The 18,324-nt window shown below is 70.3% G+C and carries 16 protein-coding genes and 1 riboswitch; of the genes, 9 read left to right on the top strand and 7 right to left on the bottom strand.

The genetic code is table 11. The annotated features are described in order from the left end of the window. Window positions 1-155 precede the first annotated feature (155 nt). Together P1P70_RS12980 and thrC are read right to left on the bottom strand one after the other, a co-directional pair. A complete protein-coding gene (locus P1P70_RS12980) occupies window positions 156-431 on the bottom strand; it encodes a ubiquitin-like small modifier protein 1 (protein ID WP_033525955.1) in 276 nt (91 codons plus the stop codon). A gap of 121 nt (window positions 432-552) precedes the next feature. Beyond that, window positions 553-1,854, bottom strand: coding sequence for a threonine synthase (thrC, locus tag P1P70_RS12975; RefSeq protein ID WP_319236970.1), 1,302 nt, complete (start codon window positions 1,852-1,854; stop codon window positions 553-555). A gap of 17 nt (window positions 1,855-1,871) precedes the next feature. Further along, window positions 1,872-2,028, bottom strand: a riboswitch (SAM riboswitch). Between the two features lie 131 nt (window positions 2,029-2,159). Between thrC and P1P70_RS12970 the strand changes: the two genes are divergently transcribed. Continuing rightward, window positions 2,160-3,104: a glucosyl-3-phosphoglycerate synthase gene (locus tag P1P70_RS12970; protein ID WP_319236969.1), complete on the top strand. Its 945-nt coding sequence runs from the start codon at window positions 2,160-2,162 to the stop codon at window positions 3,102-3,104. Window positions 3,105-3,316: 212 nt separating this feature from the next. Then, a complete protein-coding gene (locus tag P1P70_RS12965) occupies window positions 3,317-4,726 on the top strand; it encodes a trehalose-6-phosphate synthase (protein ID WP_319236968.1) in 1,410 nt (469 codons plus the stop codon). 39 nt (window positions 4,727-4,765) lie between these two features. Here the strand turns inward: P1P70_RS12965 and otsB are convergent, their stop codons facing one another. The 3 genes from otsB to P1P70_RS12950 form a co-directional block, all read right to left on the bottom strand. Beyond that, window positions 4,766-5,641 (bottom strand): trehalose-phosphatase, encoded by an 876-nt coding sequence (otsB, locus tag P1P70_RS12960; protein ID WP_319236980.1) that lies wholly within the window; start codon window positions 5,639-5,641, stop codon window positions 4,766-4,768. Between the two features lie 17 nt (window positions 5,642-5,658). After that, window positions 5,659-5,886: a DUF3263 domain-containing protein gene (locus P1P70_RS12955; RefSeq protein ID WP_060886971.1), complete on the bottom strand. Its 228-nt coding sequence runs from the start codon at window positions 5,884-5,886 to the stop codon at window positions 5,659-5,661. Between the two features lie 169 nt (window positions 5,887-6,055). Then, entirely contained in the window at window positions 6,056-7,315 is a 1,260-nt protein-coding gene (locus tag P1P70_RS12950; RefSeq protein WP_319236967.1) for an ABC transporter substrate-binding protein, read from the bottom strand. A 234-nt stretch (window positions 7,316-7,549) separates the two neighbouring features. Between P1P70_RS12950 and P1P70_RS12945 the strand changes: the two genes are divergently transcribed. From P1P70_RS12945 to P1P70_RS12935, 3 genes are all read left to right on the top strand, one after another. Continuing rightward, the gene (locus P1P70_RS12945) at window positions 7,550-8,545 is read left to right on the top strand and encodes an ROK family protein (protein ID WP_319236966.1); all 996 of its coding nucleotides are present in this window, start codon (window positions 7,550-7,552) and stop codon (window positions 8,543-8,545) included. Then, on the top strand, window positions 8,545-9,789 hold the full coding sequence (gene nagA / locus P1P70_RS12940) for an N-acetylglucosamine-6-phosphate deacetylase (protein WP_319236965.1): 1,245 nt from the start codon (window positions 8,545-8,547) through the stop codon (window positions 9,787-9,789). The genes P1P70_RS12945 and nagA overlap by 1 nt, the downstream gene beginning before the upstream one ends. A gap of 159 nt (window positions 9,790-9,948) precedes the next feature. Continuing rightward, complete coding sequence (locus tag P1P70_RS12935) at window positions 9,949-10,875, top strand: 1-phosphofructokinase family hexose kinase (RefSeq protein WP_319236964.1); 927 nt, start codon at window positions 9,949-9,951, stop codon at window positions 10,873-10,875. Window positions 10,876-10,899: 24 nt separating this feature from the next. Here the strand turns inward: P1P70_RS12935 and P1P70_RS12930 are convergent, their stop codons facing one another. Next, window positions 10,900-11,889: a CBM35 domain-containing protein gene (locus P1P70_RS12930; protein WP_319236963.1), complete on the bottom strand. Its 990-nt coding sequence runs from the start codon at window positions 11,887-11,889 to the stop codon at window positions 10,900-10,902. Window positions 11,890-12,101: 212 nt separating this feature from the next. Continuing rightward, entirely contained in the window at window positions 12,102-13,850 is a 1,749-nt protein-coding gene (gene cdgB / locus P1P70_RS12925) for a diguanylate cyclase CdgB (RefSeq protein ID WP_319236962.1), read from the bottom strand. 480 nt (window positions 13,851-14,330) lie between these two features. On the opposite strand from cdgB, the gene P1P70_RS12920 reads away from it, so the two are divergent. The 4 genes from P1P70_RS12920 (at window position 14,331) to P1P70_RS12905 (ending at window position 18,150) form a co-directional block, all read left to right on the top strand. Further along, entirely contained in the window at window positions 14,331-14,840 is a 510-nt protein-coding gene (locus tag P1P70_RS12920; RefSeq protein ID WP_319236961.1) for a flavin reductase family protein, read from the top strand. Window positions 14,841-15,119: 279 nt separating this feature from the next. After that, window positions 15,120-16,424 carry a glycoside hydrolase family 18 protein gene (locus P1P70_RS12915; protein ID WP_319236960.1) on the top strand — a complete coding sequence of 435 codons (1,305 nt, stop codon included), beginning with the start codon at window positions 15,120-15,122 and terminating at the stop codon, window positions 16,422-16,424. A 145-nt stretch (window positions 16,425-16,569) separates the two neighbouring features. Then, the gene (locus tag P1P70_RS12910; protein WP_319236959.1) at window positions 16,570-17,658 is read left to right on the top strand and encodes a glycosyltransferase family 2 protein; all 1,089 of its coding nucleotides are present in this window, start codon (window positions 16,570-16,572) and stop codon (window positions 17,656-17,658) included. 3 nt (window positions 17,659-17,661) lie between these two features. Then, complete coding sequence (locus tag P1P70_RS12905) at window positions 17,662-18,150, top strand: hypothetical protein (RefSeq protein ID WP_319236958.1); 489 nt, start codon at window positions 17,662-17,664, stop codon at window positions 18,148-18,150. Window positions 18,151-18,324: the final 174 nt, after the last annotated feature.

The raw sequence follows: 18,324 nt of genomic DNA, 5'->3' as shown, positions 1-18,324 counted from the left end.
CAAGGAATCACTACGGCGATCGGGCCGGGTTCCCCAACTCTACAGTGCTCAACCATAGAGAATTGCCCCCTCCGCTTCTCTCACGGAGGGGGCAATTCGATGAACTCTCGGTAATCAAAGTTACCGACGGTTACTACCGACCGGTACGGAGGCGGTCAGCCACCGGCGACCGCGGGAATGATCGACACACCCGCACCGTCCGGCGTGGCCGTCTCCAGACCCTGCTCGAACCGGACGTCGTCGTCGTTCACGTACACGTTCACGAACCGCCGCAGCTTGCCCTGGTCGTCCAGCACCCGGGCGGCGATCCCGTTGTGGTTCTTCTCGAGATCGGCGATGACCTCCCCGAGGGTCGCCCCCTCGGCACTCACCTCGGCCTGGCCCCCGGTGTAGGTGCGAAGGATGGTGGGGATGCGGACGTTGACGCTCATGACTTGTGACCTCCGGATGCATGCAGCAGAGCTAGGGGCGCGGGGCTGTGCTCGATATGCGGCTGCCGCCGCGTGGGCGCGACCAGCCCCCACAGACCCGCGGACGAACGACTACCAGGCCTTACACAAGCCCGGCCTCACGGAACGAATCAAGGCTGGGCCGAATGGTCGCGGTGAGCCCCGTCCCGGCCACCGCGTCCAGCGTCTTCAGACCGTCGCCCGTGTTGAGCACGACCGTGGTGAGCGTCGGGTCGAGGAGGCCGTCCTCGATCAGCTTCTTCGTGACGCCGACGGTCACCCCGCCGGCGGTCTCCGCGAAGATGCCCTCCGTCCGCGCCAGCAGCTTGATCGCCTCGACGACCTGCTCGTCCGTCACGTCCTCCACGGCCCCACCGGTCCGCCGCGCGATGTCCAGCACGTACGGCCCGTCCGCCGGGTTGCCGATCGCGAGCGACTTGGCGATGGTGTTCGGCTTCTGCGGGCGCACCACGTCGTGCCCGGCCTTGAAGGCCACCGACACCGGCGAGCACCCCTCGGCCTGGGCACCGAAGATCTTGTACGGCTTGTCCTCGACGAGCCCGAGCTTGATCAGCTCCTGCAGCCCCTTGTCGATCTTCGTGAGCTGCGACCCGGAGGCGATCGGCACGACCAACTGGTCCGGCAGCTGCCAGCCGAGCTGCTCGCAGATCTCGTACGCGAGCGTCTTGGAGCCCTCGGCGTAGTACGGCCGCAGGTTGACGTTCACGAAGCCCCAGCCCTCGCCGGCCGGGTCGCCGATCAGCTCGGAGCAGAAGCGGTTCACGTCGTCGTAGTTGCCCTCGATACCGACGAGCTCGCCGCCGTAGACCGCGGCCATGACGACCTTGCCCTGCTCCAGGTCGTGCGGGATGAACACACAGGACCGGAAGCCGGCGCGGGCGGCGGCGGCGCCGACGGCGCCGGCCAGGTTGCCCGTGGAGGAGCAGGAGAGGGTGGTGAAGCCGAAGGCGCGGGCCGCCTCCAGGGCCTGGGCGACGACCCGGTCCTTGAAGGAGTGCGTCGGGTTGCCGGAGTCGTCCTTGACGAAGAGCTTGCCGGCGTCGACACCGAGCGCGGCGGCCAGGTTGTCGGCCTTGACGAGCTGGGTCCAGCCGGGGTTGATGTTCGGCTTGGTGGCCACGTCCGCCGGGACGGGCAGCAGGGGCGCGTACCGCCAGATGTTCGCGGGACCGGACTCGATCCGCTTGCGCAGCTCGTCCGTGTCGTAGGCGGAGTAGTCGTACGCGATCTCCAGGGGACCGAAACACTCCTCACAGGCGAAGACCGGCCCGAGCGGAACGCGGTGGCCGCACTCACGACAGCTCAGTGCGGCGGCGGGGCCGAGGTCTACTGTGGAGGTGGAGCCGAGAGAGTCAGTGGTGCTTGCAACAGTCTGCGCAGCCATGGAGGCGAGGCCCTTTCTCCTCATCTTCCTCACGACGCACTTCGCCGTGAGACGGATTTGGCACCTTCCCTAGCCGGGAGCCTCGCGATGCGATCGACAGTGATCACTACGAGACCGGCTGGAGGGTTGCCGGGGCTTCATCGGGCCGTATCCCTCTGCCCCTCTGGATGAGCGGTATTTGGTTGTATACGCCGACGAACAGCGACATGCGATGGTCACCAGCGTTGTCCAAGACTGTAACCGAAGGCCAGGACAGTTGAGAAAGCCGTCCGAACCGCGAGATGAACGCAGAGGAGCCGCGCACTGTGCTGAAGGAAGTCGAGCGCTGGCTGAACACCCGCTCATGGTCCATGGCCGACCGGCCGCTCCACCGGATCATGGCCGCGAAACGGGCCACGGGACAGACGGTCAGCGTCGTCCTGCCCGCGCTGAACGAGGAGGAGACGGTCGGCGACATCGTCGCGATCATCCGCCACGACCTCATGCGGCAGGTGCCGCTCGTGGACGAGATCGTGGTCGTCGACTCCGGCTCCACCGACCGGACGTCGCAGGTCGCGTCGGCGGCCGGGGCGACGGTCGTCCACCGCGACGCGATCCTGCCCCGCATCCCGGCCGCGCCCGGCAAGGGCGAGGTGCTGTGGCGGTCGCTGATGGTGACGTCCGGCGACATCGTCTGCTTCGTCGACGCGGACCTCAGGGAGTTCTCGTCGGACTTCGTCTCCGGGATCGTCGGCCCGCTGCTCACCGACCCCGGTGTCGACCTCGTCAAGGCGATGTACGACCGCCCCCTGGGCTCGGCCGCCGGGCAGGGCGGCCGAGTGACGGAACTCATGGCCCGGCCGCTGCTCAACATGCACTGGCCGCAGCTGGCCGGCTTCGTCCAGCCGCTCGGCGGCGAGTACGCGGCGCGGCGCTCGCTGCTTGAGCGGCTGCCGTTCCCGGTGGGCTACGGCGTGGAGCTGGGCATGCTGGTCGACGCGCTGCACCTGGTCGGCCTCGACGCGCTGGCCCAGGTCGACGTGGGCGTCCGCAAACACCGCCACCAGGACGGGGCGGCGCTGGGCCGCATGTCGGCGGCGATCTACCGGACGGCTCAGCTGCGGTTGGCCCGGGGGCACCTGATCCGGCCGGTGTTGACGCAGTTCGAGCGGGGGCGGGAGGGGTTTGAGCCGCGCACGTACTCGGTGGACCTGGAGGAACGGCCGCCGATGGTGCAGATCGAGGAGTACGTGGAGCGAAAGGCCGCGTGAGGGGGTGGGGGGTGCGGTTGTTCGGGCGGGTGCCGGCCCGTGGGGCTTCTCGCGCGGTTCCCCGCGCCCCTTCCAGGGGCGCGGGGAACCGCGCGAGCAACCACGAACCACCCGCAGCCGCCGACGCATCCGCACCCCCCACCCCATCAGGCGCCCGGTACACGGCCGCACCCCACGTTTGACCGGCGGAGCCCTTGGCTAGGTTGTGCCGTATGGCATCGACGCACAGCGCGCGGATCCTCGTCGCCTCCAACCGCGGCCCCGTCTCGTACACCGAGGACGAATCCGGCGCCCTCACAACGAAGCGCGGCGGCGGCGGCCTCGTCTCGGGGCTCTCCGCGATCGACCCGGAGGCGGGCGCCGTCTGGGTGTGCTCCGCCCTCGGCGACGGCGACCGCGAGGCCGTACGCCGCGGGGTCGGCGAGCCCGGCGTCCGCATGATCGACATCCCCGCCGACGTGCACCACGACGCGTACAACGGCGTCGCCAACTCCACCCTGTGGTTCGTGCACCACATGCTCTACCAGACCCCGCTGGAGCCGTCCTTCGACGCGGAGTTCCGGCGCCAGTGGGCGTCGTACGAGACGTACAACCGCGCCTTCGCCGAGGCGCTCGCCCAGGAGGCGGCGGACGGCGCGTCCGTGCTCGTCCAGGACTACCACCTGACCCTGGTCCCCCGGATGCTCCGCGAACTCCGCCCCGACCTGCGGATCGGGCACTTCTCCCACACCCCGTGGGCACCCGTCGAGTACTTCCGGCTGCTGCCCGACGACATCGCCGCGCAGGTGCTCGACGGCATCCTCGGCGCCGACCGGGCCGCGTTCCTCACCCGGCGGTGGGCGGACGCGTTCACCGAGTGCGCCCGCGCGGTCCTCGGTCCCGAGGCCGCGTCCGGCACCCGGATCGGTGTGCACGGTCTGGGCGCCGACGCGGACTTCCTGCGGGCCCGCGCCCACGAGGCGGACGTCGACGACCGCATGGTTTCGCTGCGGGAGCAGATCGGTACGGCGCCCGACGGCACGCCGCGCCGCGCGATCGTCCGCGTCGACCGCACGGAGCTCTCCAAGAACATCGTGCGCGGCCTGCACGCCTTCCGGCAGCTCCTCGACGACCGGCCCACCTGGCGCGAGCGCGTCGTGCACATCGCCCTCGCCTACCCGTCGCGGCAGGACCTCGCGGTGTACCGGGACTACATGACCGAGGTCCAGCGGGTCGCGGACGACATCAACGAGCGGTACGGGACGCCGGACTGGACCCCGGTCGTCCTCCACCTGAAGGACGACTTCGCCCGCTCCCTCGCGGCGTACCGGCTCGCCGACGTGGCCTTGGTGAACCCCATCCGCGACGGCATGAACCTCGTCGCCAAGGAGGTGCCGGTCGTCTCCGACGAGGGGTGCGCGCTCGTGCTGTCGCGGGAGGCCGGGGCGTACGAGGAACTGGGCGACGACTCGTTCGTGGTGAACCCGTACGACGTGGTGGGTACGGCGGCCGCCCTGCACGAGGCGTTGTCCCTGCCGGCGGCCGAGCGGGCGGAACGGACGAAGCGGCTCGCCGGGGCGGCGACGGCGTTGCCGCCGACGCGGTGGTTCCTGGATCAGTTGGGGGCGTTGGAGGGCGCCTGAGCCCCCGTAGGGCAGGGGCTGCCGACTGCTCCCCCTCCCCTACAGCTGCTCGGCAATGGCCGCCAGGAGGCGTACGACCCCTGCCGGGCCGTCGACCACCAGGTCCGCCCTCTCCGACAGTTCCGTGACCTCCGTGCTGCCGCTGCACACCAGCAGGCCCGGTGTGCCCTCGGTGCGGAGTTTCTCGACGGCGGCGAAGGCGGGGAGGTCGCCGAGGTCGTCGCCGGCGTAGAGCACGGACTCGGCGGCGGTCTCCTTGAGGTGGTCGTGGAGGGCGACGCCCTTGTCCATGCCCGGGGGACGGAGTTCGAGGACCAGGCGGCCGGGTTCGACGATGAGGCCGTGGCGGCCGGCGAGGTCGGCCAGCGGGGCGCGCAGGGCATCGAAGGCGGCCTGCGGGTCGGTGGCACGGCGCGTGTGGACGGCGACCGCGCGGCCCTTCTCCTCGATCCAGGTGCCCTGCCACGCGCCGACGCTGTCCAACAGGCCGGGCAGCTCCGCGCGGACCGCGGCGACACCGGGGTGCGGGGCGGGGGCGCTGACGGTGCCGGTGACGGCGTCCCAGCGTTCGGCGCCGTAGTGGCCGAGGACGACGAGGTGTTCCAGGCCGGGGACGCCGGCGAACCCGCCGTGGCGGACGGCGACACCGGCCGGGCGGCCGGTCACCACGGCGACGGAGGAGACCTTGGGGGCGAGTGCGGCCAGCGCGGCCACGGCGTCGGGGTGGGCGCGGGCCTGTTCGGGGTCGGGGACGATGGGGGCGAGGGTGCCGTCGAAGTCGAGGGCGATCACCGTACGGCCGGGTCGGTCGAGGATCGCTGCCAGTGCGTCCCGCCCGGCGGGGGTCACGGGTGTCGGCAAGGTGGCCCCGGAGTGCGCTGGATCCGTGTTCTCTGCGTCCTTGTGGCTGCCCATGCCGTCGACCCTATCCGTCATCTCTCCTCGCGGCGGGCCTCTCTGACCCTTCGCAGCCGGTTGACGGTGACCGGGTCGTGGGCGAGGGCGCGGGGGTCGTCGAGCAGGGCGTTGAGCAGCTGGTAGTACCGCACGGGTGCGATCCCGAGCCGCTCCCTTATGGCCCGCTCCTTGGCCCCCGGCCCCTCCCACCCCTGCCGCTCCACGGCGAGGATGGCCTGTTCACGGGGTTCGAGCGCGTCCATGCGACGACGGTAACGGAAGGGTGTGACAGGGCGCCCAGTAGCTCGGGGGTGGACCACGCTCCTGCGGGCCTGACAAGCACGGGGCGCAGCCCCTGCTTGTCAGGGGCGCGGGGAACCGCGCGAGAAGCCCCACCGGGCCCGCACCCGCCGACGAACCCGCACCCCCGAGCTAGTACGCGCCCGATCCCTCCCCATCCGCCACAGTCGCCGTCTGCTGCAGCTGCTCCAGCACAGCCCCCGGCTTCGCCCCCGGCCGCACCGCCCGCCCGATCTGCTCCTTGACCGCCGCGCTGACGTCCGCCCAGGACGTCTTGCCCACCGGCGGCAACACCGCGTCCGGCAACGCGTCGAGGAACGGCCCGAGGTCCGCCTCGTCCTTGTCCGCCGCCATCTCCTCGGACGCGGACGCGGTCACCGGCAGCAGGTCGTACTCCCGTGAGAAGTCGAGCACGTTCTCGTCGCTGTAGACGAAGTCGAGGAAGTCCCCGATCTCCTCCCCGTGCCCGTTCTTCTTGAAGGCCATCATCCAGTCGGTGACCCCCATGGTCGCGTGCCGCCCCCCGTCGTACCCCGGCATGGCGGCCGTCCCGTAGTCGACCCCCTCGTCCGCGGCCATCCGCATCAGGCTGGGGTGCCCGTTGAGCATCCCCACCTCCCCCCGCGCGAACGCCGCGAACGCGTCGGCCCGGTTGAGCTCCGCCGGCGCGGTGGGCCCGGTGAGCCCCTGGTCGACCAGCTTGTCCTTCAGCCAGGTGAAGGTCCGCACGTTCTCGTCGGAGTCGAGACGGTAGGTGCCGACGGCGTCGACATAGCCGGCGCCGCCGCTGAGCAGCCACTGCATGGTCTCGGCCTGGGCCTCCTCGGGCCCGAGCGGCAGCGCGTACGGGGTCGCGACCCCGGCCCCGTCGAGGGCCGCGGCGTCGGCCGCCAGCTCGCTCCAGCTGCGCGGGGCGCCGTCGAGGCCCGCCTCGGCGAAGAGCTGCTTGTTGTAGAAGAGGACGCGGGTGGACGCGGCGAACGGCATCCCGTAGGCGACGCGCCGTACCTTGCCCGAGTCGGCGAGCTGGGGGAGGAATCCGGCCTGGACGGGGATGGAGAGCAGGTCGTCCACCTCGTAGAGCCGGTCGGCGGCGGCGTAGTCCGCGTAGGTGCCCGCCTGCGCCATGTCGGGCGCCTCACCGGCGGCGACCATCTCCCTGACCTTGCGGTCGACGTCGTTCCAGGAGTAGACGGTGACGTCGACCGTGACGCCCGGGGTCTTCTTCTCGTACGCCTTCACCACCGCGTCCCAGTACTTCCGGGAGCTGTTGGCCTTGGAGTCGCCGTAGTCGGCGGCGACCAGCTTCAGGGTGACGCCGGGGCCGTCGGCCGCCGAGGCACCGCAGCCCGCAAGCGTCGCCATCAGTCCCAGCGCGGTCAGTGCCGCCATCCCGCTGTTCCTGACGCCGGTCTTCGTCCGCCACTGCCGCTGTCGCACTCGTACTGCCCCAACCCATCGCACTTGCCCCGCGTGGACCAGCCTGGATCACCGGTTCCGCACTCCAGGCCGTTGATCCCTCCACTTCTCGAACTCTCCATAAGGTCTACACCACCCGCTCTCATGAGGTCTAGACCATGTAAGTGGACTAGACCTCTCGCGGGTCGAAGGGCCACACTGTCCTCCGTGAGACATGTCATCGCCCTGGATGTGGGCGGCACCGGGATGAAGGCCGCACTGGTCGGGGCCGACAGCGCGCCCTCCGGGGGAACACCCCCCGGGGCCCCCGTCCTGTTGCACCAGGCGCGCCGGGCGACCGGTCGCGAGCGCGGGCCGGAGGCCGTCGTCGCGTCGATCCTCGACTTCGCCGCCGAGTTGCGCGCGTACGGCGAGCGGCACTTCGATGAACCCGCGGTCGCCGCCGGGGTCGCCGTGCCCGGCATCGTCGACTCCGCGCGGGGCACCGCCGTCTACGCCGCCAACCTCGGCTGGCGCGACGTCCCGCTGCGCGCACTCCTCGCCGAACGCCTCGGCGGCGTCCCGGTCGCCCTCGGCCACGACGTACGCACCGGAGGGCTCGCGGAGGGGCGGGTGGGCGCGGGCCGGGGCGCCGACCGCTATCTCTTCGTGGCGCTCGGCACCGGGATCGCCGGAGCGATCGGCGTCGACGGCCGGGTGGAGGCGGGCGCCCACGGCTTCGCGGGCGAGATCGGCCACATCGTCGTACGGCCCGGGGGCATCCCGTGCCCCTGCGGGCAGTACGGCTGTCTGGAGCGGTACGCCTCGGCGGCGGCCGTCAGCCAGGCCTGGGCGGAGGCCTCCGGGGAACCCGAGGCCGACGCGGCGGACTGCGCCAAGGCGGTGGAGTCGGGCGACCCGCGCGCGAGTGCCGTGTGGCAGCACGCCGTCGACGCCCTCGCCGACGGCCTGGTCACCGCCCTCACCCTCCTCGACCCCCGCACCCTCATCGTCGGCGGCGGCCTGGCGGAGGCCGGTGACACCCTGTTCGACCCGCTCCGCACCGCCGTGGAACGCCGGGTGACCTTCCAGAAGGTCCCCACCATCGTCCCCGCGGCCCTGGGCGACACCGCGGGCAGCCTGGGCGCCGGCCTGATGGCCTGGGACCTGATCGCCCCCACGACCCCCAAGGACCCCACGGACCTCCCGGAGGTAACCCCCTGATGGCCCCCGCCTTTTCCGACACCGGGTCCGACAGCAGCGCCCTGAAAGGGGCGCGGGGAACTGCGCGACCAGCCCCCACGCACCCGCAGTCGCCGAACCCAGCGCATCCGTACGTCCTGGAAGGCGCCAACCTCGTCCTCCCCACCGGCACCGTGAAGAACGCCCGTCTCACCATCCACGGCACCAAAATCTCCGACAACCCCCCGGAGAACGCCCACACCATCCCGGTCCACAACCACTGGCTGCTCCCCGGCTTCATCGACCTGCACAACCACGGCGGCGGCGGAGCCTCCTTCACCTCCGGCACCGTCGACGACGTCCTGCGCGGCATCCACACCCACCGCCTCCACGGCACCACCACCCTCGTCGCCTCCACGGTCACCGACGACATGGACGGCCTCGCCCACCGCGCCGGACTCCTCTCCGAACTCGCCGAACAGGGCGACATCGCCGGCATCCACTTCGAGGGCCCCTTCATCTCCCCCTGCCGCAAGGGCGCCCACTCGGAGGAGCTGCTCCGCGACCCCGACCCGGCGGAGGTCCGCAAGCTGATCGACGCGGCGCGCGGCCGGGCCGCGATGGTCACCCTCGCCACCGAACTCCCCGGCGGCCTCGACTCCGTACGGCTCCTCGCCGAACACGGCGTCATCGCGGCGATCGGCCACACGGACGCGACGTACGAGCAGACGGTTCAGGCCATCGACGCGGGCGCGACCGTGGCCACCCATCTCTTCAACGCGATGCCACCGCTCGGCCACCGCGACCCCGGCCCGATCGCCGCGCTCCTGGAGGACGAGCGGATCACCGTCGAGCTGATCAACGACGGCACCCATCTGCACCCCGCCGCCCTCCAGCTGGCGTTCCGTCACGCGGGCGCCGACCGGGTCGCGTTCATCACCGACGCGATGGACGCCGCCGGCTTCGGCGACGGCCGCTACACGCTGGGCCCGCTGGCGGTCGAGGTCGTGGACGGGGTGGCCCGCCTGGTGGAGGGCGGCTCGATCGCGGGCTCGACCCTCACCCAGGACCGCGCCTTCAAACGCGCCGTCACCCTCGACCGCCTCCCCGTCGAGGACGCCGTCGCCGCCCTCTGCTCCAACCCGGCGAAACTCCTCGGCCTCTACGACCGCGTCGGCTCTCTGGACCCCGGCAAGGACGCCGACCTCGTCCTCCTCGACGCGAACTTCGACCTCAAGGGCGTGCTGCGCAAGGGCGAGTGGGTGGTCGATCCCCAACTGAGCTGATCGGTCCGGTTGTTGGCGGAGTGCGAAGAGTGCGGCGGTTGTCCCGGGGGCTGGGCCGACCTCCGCTCTTTTGGCATGATCGAGCCTCCGCAACCGCGTCCGGGCGAGCGCACTCTTTACTCGGCAGCGCACTCACGAGCACCAAGGGGGTAGGCCCAGGTGATCCTCACGGTCACACTGAACACCGCTCTCGACCTCACCTATCGCGTACGGGACCTCAGGCCCCACGCCACGCACCGGGTGACCGATGTCATCGAACGGCCCGGCGGCAAGGGTCTGAACGTGGCCCGGGTGCTGGCCGCGCTCGGCCACGAGGTGACGGTCACCGGTTTCGTCGGCGGCGCGACCGGCCGGGCCGTACAGGACCGGCTCACGCACACCCCGGGCGTGGTGGACGCGCTGGTGCCGGTGGAGGGTGCGACGCGCCGGACGATCGCCGTGGCCGACGCGAGCGGTGACACGACTCAGCTCAACGAACCGGGGCCGCTCATCACACCCGTCGAGTGGTCCGCCTTCCAGGAGGCGTACGTCGATCTGCTGCGCTCCGCCTCGGTGGTTGCCCTGTGCGGCAGCCTGCCGCCGGGCGTTCCGGTGGGGGCGTACGCGGGCCTGGTCCGTACCGCCCGCACGCTGTCGGTGCCGGTCCTGCTGGACACCAGCGGCGAGCCGTTGCGCCGCGGAGTGGCGGCCCGTCCCGACCTGGTGAAGCCGAACACCGACGAACTGGCCGAACTCACCGGCTCCCACGAGCCGTCCCGCGCGACCCGGGACGCCCGCCGCCGCGGCGCGCAGGCGGTCGTCGCCTCCCTCGGCCCGGACGGTCTCCTCGCTCACACCCCCGAGGGCCAGTGGCGCGCCACCCCGCCACGCCGCCTGCGCGGCAACCCGACCGGCGCGGGCGACTCGGCGGTGGCCGGCCTTCTGTCGGGCCTGGTCGACCGCCTCCCCTGGCCCGACCGCCTGTCCCGCGCGGTAGCCCTGTCGGCGGCGACCGTATTAACCCCGGTGGCGGGCGAGTTCGACCGTCAGACGTACGAGGAACTGGTGGACCAGGTGACGGTGACGGGGGACGTGACGGCGGCGTGAGGCCTCAGCTCTAGCGAGCGGGCCTCAGCTCTTCCAGCCCTTTTCCAGGTACAGCTGGTCGAAGTTGACGTCGCAGGAGTTGCCGTCCTCGCAGGAGATCTTGACCTCGTTGCTGCCCTTGTTGAGCTGGATGGACGCGTAGGTGTTCTGCCAGCCCTTCGCGTAGTCGCCCTCGGGGCTTTTGGCGAAGTTGTCCAGGTTGAGCGGGCGGGTCTGGGCCGTGCCGTTGACCGTGAGGGTGGCGTCGGCCTTCTTGCCCGGGACTCCGTAGAGGACGTAGAGCGTGTACTTGCCGCCCGCCGGGACGTCCTCCATCTTCCAGGTGATGGACGAACCCACCGAGTTGAAGTTCCCCACATAGAACCCGCCCTCCGACTTCGCGCCGGGGACGTCGGAGGCGATGGCCGCGTTGCCGCCGAGGAGGAGGGTCTTGGCCTCGGCCTTGGGGAGTTCGGCGGTCTTCGCGTCCTTGGACTTACTGGGTTTCGGGCTGGGGTCGGTGTTCTGCTCGACGGTGGGGCCGGTGGAGGCACCGGTGTCGTTGCCCGAGGCGTTGTCGGAGTCGTCGCCGAGGAGCATGCTGGCGCTGATGCCGATCACCACGGCGGCCACCACGGCGATCGCGCCGATGAGGAGCCCCTTGGTGTTGGGGCCACGGCCCCGGCCGCCACCCCCGCCGTTGCCGTTGCCGTAGCCCTGCTGACGCGTCGTCTGGGCGCCGCCGGAGAAGCTCTCGGGGGCCTGGTAGTGCGCGTTCGGCTGGCCGGGGGCGCCCTGCGGCTGACCGTAACCCTGCTGCGGGACCTGCCCGTACTGGGCGGTCGCGGCCTGCGGCGCCTGCTGGGTCTGCTGCCCGTACTGCCGCTCGCCGACCGGTCGCGCCCGGTTGACCGCGTTCGGGTAGCCGTAGCTCGCGCTGGGCGGCTGGGCTCCTCGGGCCTGCCCGTCGGCGTAGAGGTAGCCGAACGGGTCGTCGTCCTCGGGCGTGCTCGCGCCGTTGTTGCCGGGCGTCATCCCTAGGTCTCCTCAGCGGTGCGGTACATGCGGTACGGGTGGCGGGTTGGTGCGTAGGGGTGTAGGAGAGCGAGCCTACCCGCTCGCAGTGGCCCAAACGGGTGACTCGGACCTCATCGCCAGACCGGCACCCCGCCGACCAGGCGCTTTTCAGCCGCCTCAGGCCGCTGACCTGGGCTTCCGCCCCGGTGTCTCCGCTGTCACACAGGGCGCTATCCGGCCCGCCTGTGCTGTCTGGGACGAGATCGTTTCTCGACGTACATCCGCTCGTCAGCTGATTTCAACACCTCGTCCGCCGTCATTCCGCAGTGGGCCCATCCGATGCCGAAACTGGCCCCGACACGCATCGCGCGACCGTCGACGCGAATCGGCTGGATGATCTCGTTGCGCAGGCGTACGGCGAGGTCCTGGGCGTCCGCGCGGCCGAGTCCGTCGGCGAGGACGACGAACTCGTCACCGCCGAGGCGGGCCACGGTGTCGCCGTCGCGCACACCCCGGCTGAGGCGCCGGGCCACCTCGATGAGGACGGCGTCGCCCGCGTTGTGCCCGAAGCGGTCGTTGATCGACTTGAACCCGTCGAGGTCGCAGAAGAGCACCGCGAGCCCCTTGGTCCCGTCGTCCCGCTCGTCCTCGGGCGCGACGGTGTGCACATGGTGGTCGAAGGCGTCGTAGGGCCCGCCGGCCGCGTGGAAGTCGAAGGCGTGCCCGCTGTGCCCGGCGGCCTCGTACGCGTCGAACGACGGGTGCGGCAGCCGCGCCGCGTGCCCGGCGCCGTACTCCCCGAACTCGCCCCCCTCGCCCTGCTCCCCGAACTGCCCGAAGGCGGCGTTCATCGAGTCGGCCGCCGCGCCCGCCGGCAGGGACTGGGGGCGCTGACAGATACGGGCGGACAGGCGCGAGCGCAGCTCGGCGGAGTTCGGCAGGCCCGTGAGGGCGTCGTGCGAGGCGCGGTGCGCGAGCTGGAGCTCACGCCGCTTGCGCTCCTCGATGTCCTCGACGTGGGTGAGCAGGAAGCGGGGCCCGTCGGCGGCGTCCGCGACCACGCTGTTGCGCAGCGACACCCACACGTACGTCCCGTCGCGGCGCCCGAGCCGCAGTTCGGCCCGCCCGCCCTCGGCGGAGGTCCGCAGGAGGGTGCCTATGTCCTCGGGGTGGACGAGGTCGGAGAACGCGTACCGCCGCATGGCGGAGGCGGGCCGCCCGAGCAGTCGGCACAGGGCGTCGTTGGTCCGCAGGATCCGGCCGTGCTGGTCGCCGCCCATCTCCGCGATGGCCATACCGCTCGGGGCGTACTCGAACGCCTGCCGGAAGGATTCCTCGCTGGCGCGCAGCGCCTGCTGCTCCCTTTCGAGCCTGACCAGTGCACGCTGCATGTTGGCGCGCAGCCGAGCGTTGCTGATCGCGATGGCGGCCTGGAAGGCGTACATCTGGAGCGCTTCGCGTCCCCACGCGCCCGGTCGGCGACCGTTTCGGGGCCGGTCCACGGACAGGACACCGAGCAGCTCGCCGCAGGAGGCGCCACCGGCGCCCGGGGTGTACATCGGCGCGAAGAGCCGGTCGGAGGGGTGCCACTCGTCCTCGAAGCGGGGCGCGGGACCGTCGGTGTACCACTGGGGGACGTCGTCCTCGTCGAGCACCCAGCCCTCGGTGTGCGGTATGAACCGCAGGTCGCCCCAGGCCTCGCCCATGTTCAGGCGGCGGTCCCAGGAGGCGCGGGAGCCGACGCGGCCGGTGATCAGGGCCTCGGCGGCGCTGTTGCCGGAGAGGGCGGCGACGACCAGGTCGCCGTCGGGGCGGACGAGGTTGACGCAGGCCAGTTCGTAGCCCAGGCCGTTGACCACACCGTCGGCGACGGTCTGCAGCGTGTCGGCCAGGCTGCGCGCGGTGTTCATGTCCGCCATCACCTGGTGCAGCTGCCGCAGGGTCGTCAGACGGACGTAGGGCTCCGACTCGGTCTCCATTCGCCCTCCCCCCGAGATCTCGTGGCAGCTCCAGGCTCAGGTAACCTGCGCAACCTGCTCGACGTGCTTAACTCGCGGGCTTACAACCGCTTACAGTTCCCGCTTACAGGTTCCAGCTTCCCCGCCACTGAATCACAGCGCGAAGCCCACTCGGTACACAGGGTCAACAAAATATGGCTCCTGTGACTCAAGTCACAGCGGAACATGAGCAATTGAGTGGAGTTTATGCGTTTCCCTCGTGCGCTTCCTGAACAGGATTCAGAACTCTGTGTAGGCACTGTGAGCGAGCTTGACCGGTGGCCTCGGGCGGCCGCCCTAGGGCGCAGGTCCGGGGCGGGGTCGGGCCCCGGCCCGATGTGGGAGACCGTCGCGGCGGGCTAGCGTGCCGGCGTGCCGAAGACAGTTCCTCCCGCGAACGCGCCCGTGGCCGGGCGCACCCCGACCGCCCCCGGCTCCCTCCCCGCCGGGCATGCTGAGGGGGTGAGTGAAGACGAGTTCCGTGCCGCGATGTCCCGACTCGCGGCGGGCGTGGTCCTGGTGACCGCGCACGAGGCGGCGCTGGATCCGGACGGACCGCGCGGCGAGGACGTCGGGATGACGGCCACCTCCTTCATGTCCGTGTCCCTCGACCCGCCCCTCGTCATGGTGAGCCTGCGCGAGGGCTCCCGCATGGACGACCTCCTCGCCGAGCAGCCCCGGTGGGCGGTCTCCTTCCTCTCCGACCACCAGCGCACCGTCGCGGCCCGCTTCGCCATGCGGAACCGCGTGAGCGACCGGCTCCTGTTCGACTCCGTCCCCCACACCCGGGGCGAGGCCACGGGCGCGCCCCTGATCGACGCCGCCCTGGCCACCCTGGAGTGCCACACGGAACAACGCGTCACGGCCGGCGATCACACCCTGGTCATCGCCCGCGTCCTGACCGCGGCGGTGCCGGGAGCGGACGGCGGCCCTCTGACCTACTTCCGGGGCCGGTACAGGCAGTTGGACTGAGGGCCTTGCAGCGGTCGGGCCGCCGAGGACTGGCTGAAGAAGTTCGGCACGGTCGGTGCTCGGGCAGGTACTGACGGGTCAGGATCCGGCGCCAGGTCAGCCTCGACCCCCGCCGCCCTCGCGCGGATCGCCCCGGTCGCCCTCTTCCTGCTTCAGCCCGAACACCGCCGCGCCTGGCGAGCGTCGGTACAAGTGCAACGACTGCCGCAACGGCATCATGAAGATCGACCCGGTTACCGGACCACATCTGGGGGCTTCATGGCCGCAGCGCCACGACGCATGCGTCTCGGACCGTTCAGCACCGTGCTGATCATCGCCGCGGCGAGCACGATGATCGCCGCCGCGCCCCCGGACGTCCCCCGTACTCGGGGGCAGCTCGTCGGGGAGCGCGTCGGCTACTTCCCCGGCTGGGGCGTCTGGGACGGTTTCCACGTCAAGGACATCGACCGTGCCGCCTCCAAGCTCACCGTCGTCAACTACGCATTCGCACAGGTGACCAAAGACGGCGAGTGCATCGAGGCCAACAACACCCCTCTGAGCGATGCCTGGGCCGATTACCAGCGGCCGGCGTCCGCCGCTGAGTCCGTGGACGGGGTCGCGGACCGTCCGGAGCAGAACCTCAAAGGCAACTTCAACCAGTTGCGCGAGCTCAAGCAGCGCCATCCCCATCTCAGGGTCGTCATGTCGCTGATGTCCTCACACTTCTCGGACAGCGCCCTGACGCCCGACTCCCGCAGAAAGCTCGTCTCCTCGTGCGTGGAGCTGTTCATCAAGGGCAACCTGCCGGAGCTGCCCGGTGAGGAGAAGACCGAGGGGGGCCCTGGCTCCGCCTTCGGGATCTTCGACGGCATCGACATCGACTGGGAGTACCCGGCCGTCCAGAACGCCCACGGGCACGTGTACCGCCAGGAGGACACCCGCAACTTCACCCTCCTCATGGCGGAGTTCCGCCGACAGCTCGACGAGGTGGGGCGGGAGAAGAAGCGCGCATACATCCTCACGGCGGCCCTCCCGCCGAGCGTGCGGAAGCGGGAGAAGATCGAGGCCGCCGAGGTCGCCGAGTATGCCGACTTCCTCAACATCATGACGTACGACTTCGCCGGTCCGTGGTCCGCCGACGGGCCGACCGACCACAGTGCCAACCTTCACCTCAGCACGGGCGAGACGGCCGAGAGCCGGCAGCTCAGCGCCGCGGAGGCCGTCCGGGCCTACGTGAAGATGGGCGTGCCCGCACGGAAAGTCGTCCTGGGCGTCCCCTTCTACGGTTACGGCTGGAAGGGCGTTCCGGCGGAGAACGACGGGCTGTACCAGTCGGCCGCTTCCGCCGTGCCCACGCATGACTACCGGTTCATCGCCCGGCAGCCGGGCAAGGTGTTCCGCGACCCGGCCGCCCAGGCCGCCTGGAAGTACGACGCGCGGACAGGGGATTTCTGGACGTACGACGACGCCACGGCCGTGCAGGCCAAAGCCGCCTTCGTCAGGGAGCAGGGCTTCGGCGGCATCATGATGTGGACGCTCAGCGGGGACGATGAACAGGGGACACTCGTCGACGCCGTGCACACGGGCCTGCAGAACAGAGGGTGAACCACGGCAGGTCGTGGTGCGTGTGCGCGAGATTCCCTGGCACAGCCCATGGGTGGCCTCAACACATGTGCGCCGAATGAGGGGCCTCCATAATCTGGGCTAAGTAAAGCTGCTTTTCAGCATGGATCTGCTCTAGCGTGACGGCGTGAAGAGCCACCTCTCGCCCGCGACTGCCGTCTCCCCCGCCCGCCCGTACACGCGACCGGACGGCCGCCTGAATGTGACTGTCATCGTTCCGGCATACAACGAGGCGGACCACGTCGGCGCCACCATCAAGTCGCTGCAGACGCAGACCCTGCAGCCCGCCGAAATCATCGTCGTCGACGACTGCTCGAACGACGGCACCGGTGATGTGGCCCGTTCCCACGGCGTCACGGTAATCCGGCCCGAAACCAACTCCGGGACCAAGGCGGGGGCACAGAATTTCGCCCTGAACGGGCATGTCGATACTCCGCTGACGATGATTCTCGACGCGGACACCACCCTGGCACCGGACGCCATCGAAAAGCTCGCCGAAGCGTTCGACGAGCCCCACGTGGCCGCGGCCTGCGGTTTCGTCGTGCCGCGGCATGTGCGGTCGATGTGGGAACGCGGCCGGTACATCGAGTACCTCTTCGCGTTCTCCTTCTTCAAGGAGGTCCAGGACTTCTACCGGCGGCCGATGATCTCCTCCGGGTGCCTGTCGATCTACCGCAGTGACGCGCTCCGCGCCGCCGGCGGATGGTCGAACCGGACCATGGCGGAGGACATGGACCTGACGTGGACGCTGTACCAACTCGGCTGGCGGGTCCGATTCCTTCCGCAGGCCCTCTGCTATCCCGTGGAGCCACACACCTACGAGTTCATGAACAAGCAACTCAAGCGATGGTCCCACGCGTTTCTGCAGAACGTGCAGCTGCACTGGAAGGGGATCCTCAAGATCCCTTATCTCTACTGGACCGTCATGGCCTCACTCATGGACGGGATCGTCGGCACACTGTTCTTCCTGGTGGCCCTTCCGGTTCTCGCGGCCGTCTTCAGTCCGCTGTTCCTGATCGGCTATGTGGCCGATGCGCCGGTGATTCTCATCCCCGTGCTGCTCGCCGCCCGAAGACGCGGAGAAATCGGAAAAGCACTCACCAGTTTCCCGTCGTTCTTCGTATTGCGCCTGGTGAACGGATGGCATCTGCTCACGGCCGCATGGAATGAACTCATCGTGCGTCGACGGCTCGTCGTCTACGAGAAAGGACACTGACAGGTGATCTTCGGAATTCCAGGGCTGTCGACGATTTTCTACATCTTCTCGGTTCTGGCCATGCCGATGACCGAGCTGTCCAGGACGGCACGCGGCCTCAGTACGCCGCGACGCTGGCGGGCGATCGTCCGCCACTCGGCCCTTGTCGCCGTCATCGTGACGTGCGTGTGGCTGGTGTCCGAGAACCATCCGGTCATCGGGGCGCTGAGGCAGGGCGGCGCGCTTCACGACGTCTGGGCATGGGCCGCGAAGGGCAGTCTCGCTCTGATGGTGCTCCTGGCCCTGTTGCCCTGGCTGGCCCGTGCACTGCGGGCCGCGTACCACGGCCTGGGCTGGGCATGTGCGCACAGTCGGCATCCCCATCCCGCCAGGCCCCACCCTTCGGTCCTGGCCAGGCTGTGCCCGGACTGCGGAAAGCTGATGTTCCATGCCCAGGGGATGCCATCCAAGCCATCCCTGCCGATGGTGCCCGCTGTGGTCGAGGAGGCGTAGGGAGGCGTAGGGAGGCGTCGTCACGCCTTCGGCCGAGTCGCCCCTTGCACCTTGCCCGGCTTGCGGCTTGCGGCTTGCGGCTTGCGGCTTGCGGCTTGCGGCTTGCGGCTTGCGGCGATCAATTCCGAGGCTCCCCGCCCCACGTCCCACCGCCAGGGTCTTATATACCTGAGA

The sequence above is a fragment of the Streptomyces sp. MB09-02B genome, from assembly GCF_033794485.1.
GTDB lineage: Bacteria > Actinomycetota > Actinomycetes > Streptomycetales > Streptomycetaceae > Streptomyces.
The sequence above is the reverse complement of the archived record's forward strand: the minus strand, read 5'-3'. Positions and strand labels throughout refer to the sequence as shown.

Excerpts from the sequence above, each read along its gene's own strand:
- P1P70_RS12980 (WP_033525955.1), bottom strand. The coding sequence starts at position 431 with ATGAGCGTCAACGTCCGCATCCCCACCATCCTTCGCACCTACACCGGG.
- thrC (WP_319236970.1), bottom strand. The coding sequence starts at position 1,854 with ATGGCTGCGCAGACTGTTGCAAGCACCACTGACTCTCTCGGCTCCACC.
- P1P70_RS12965 (WP_319236968.1), top strand. The coding sequence starts at position 3,317 with ATGGCATCGACGCACAGCGCGCGGATCCTCGTCGCCTCCAACCGCGGC.
- otsB (WP_319236980.1), bottom strand. The coding sequence starts at position 5,641 with ATGGGCAGCCACAAGGACGCAGAGAACACGGATCCAGCGCACTCCGGG.
- P1P70_RS12955 (WP_060886971.1), bottom strand. The coding sequence starts at position 5,886 with ATGGACGCGCTCGAACCCCGTGAACAGGCCATCCTCGCCGTGGAGCGG.
- P1P70_RS12950 (WP_319236967.1), bottom strand. The coding sequence starts at position 7,315 with ATGGCGGCACTGACCGCGCTGGGACTGATGGCGACGCTTGCGGGCTGC.
- nagA (WP_319236965.1), top strand. The coding sequence starts at position 8,545 with ATGGCCCCCGCCTTTTCCGACACCGGGTCCGACAGCAGCGCCCTGAAA.
- P1P70_RS12930 (WP_319236963.1), bottom strand. The coding sequence starts at position 11,889 with ATGACGCCCGGCAACAACGGCGCGAGCACGCCCGAGGACGACGACCCG.
- cdgB (WP_319236962.1), bottom strand. The coding sequence starts at position 13,850 with ATGGAGACCGAGTCGGAGCCCTACGTCCGTCTGACGACCCTGCGGCAG.
- P1P70_RS12915 (WP_319236960.1), top strand. The coding sequence starts at position 15,120 with ATGCGTCTCGGACCGTTCAGCACCGTGCTGATCATCGCCGCGGCGAGC.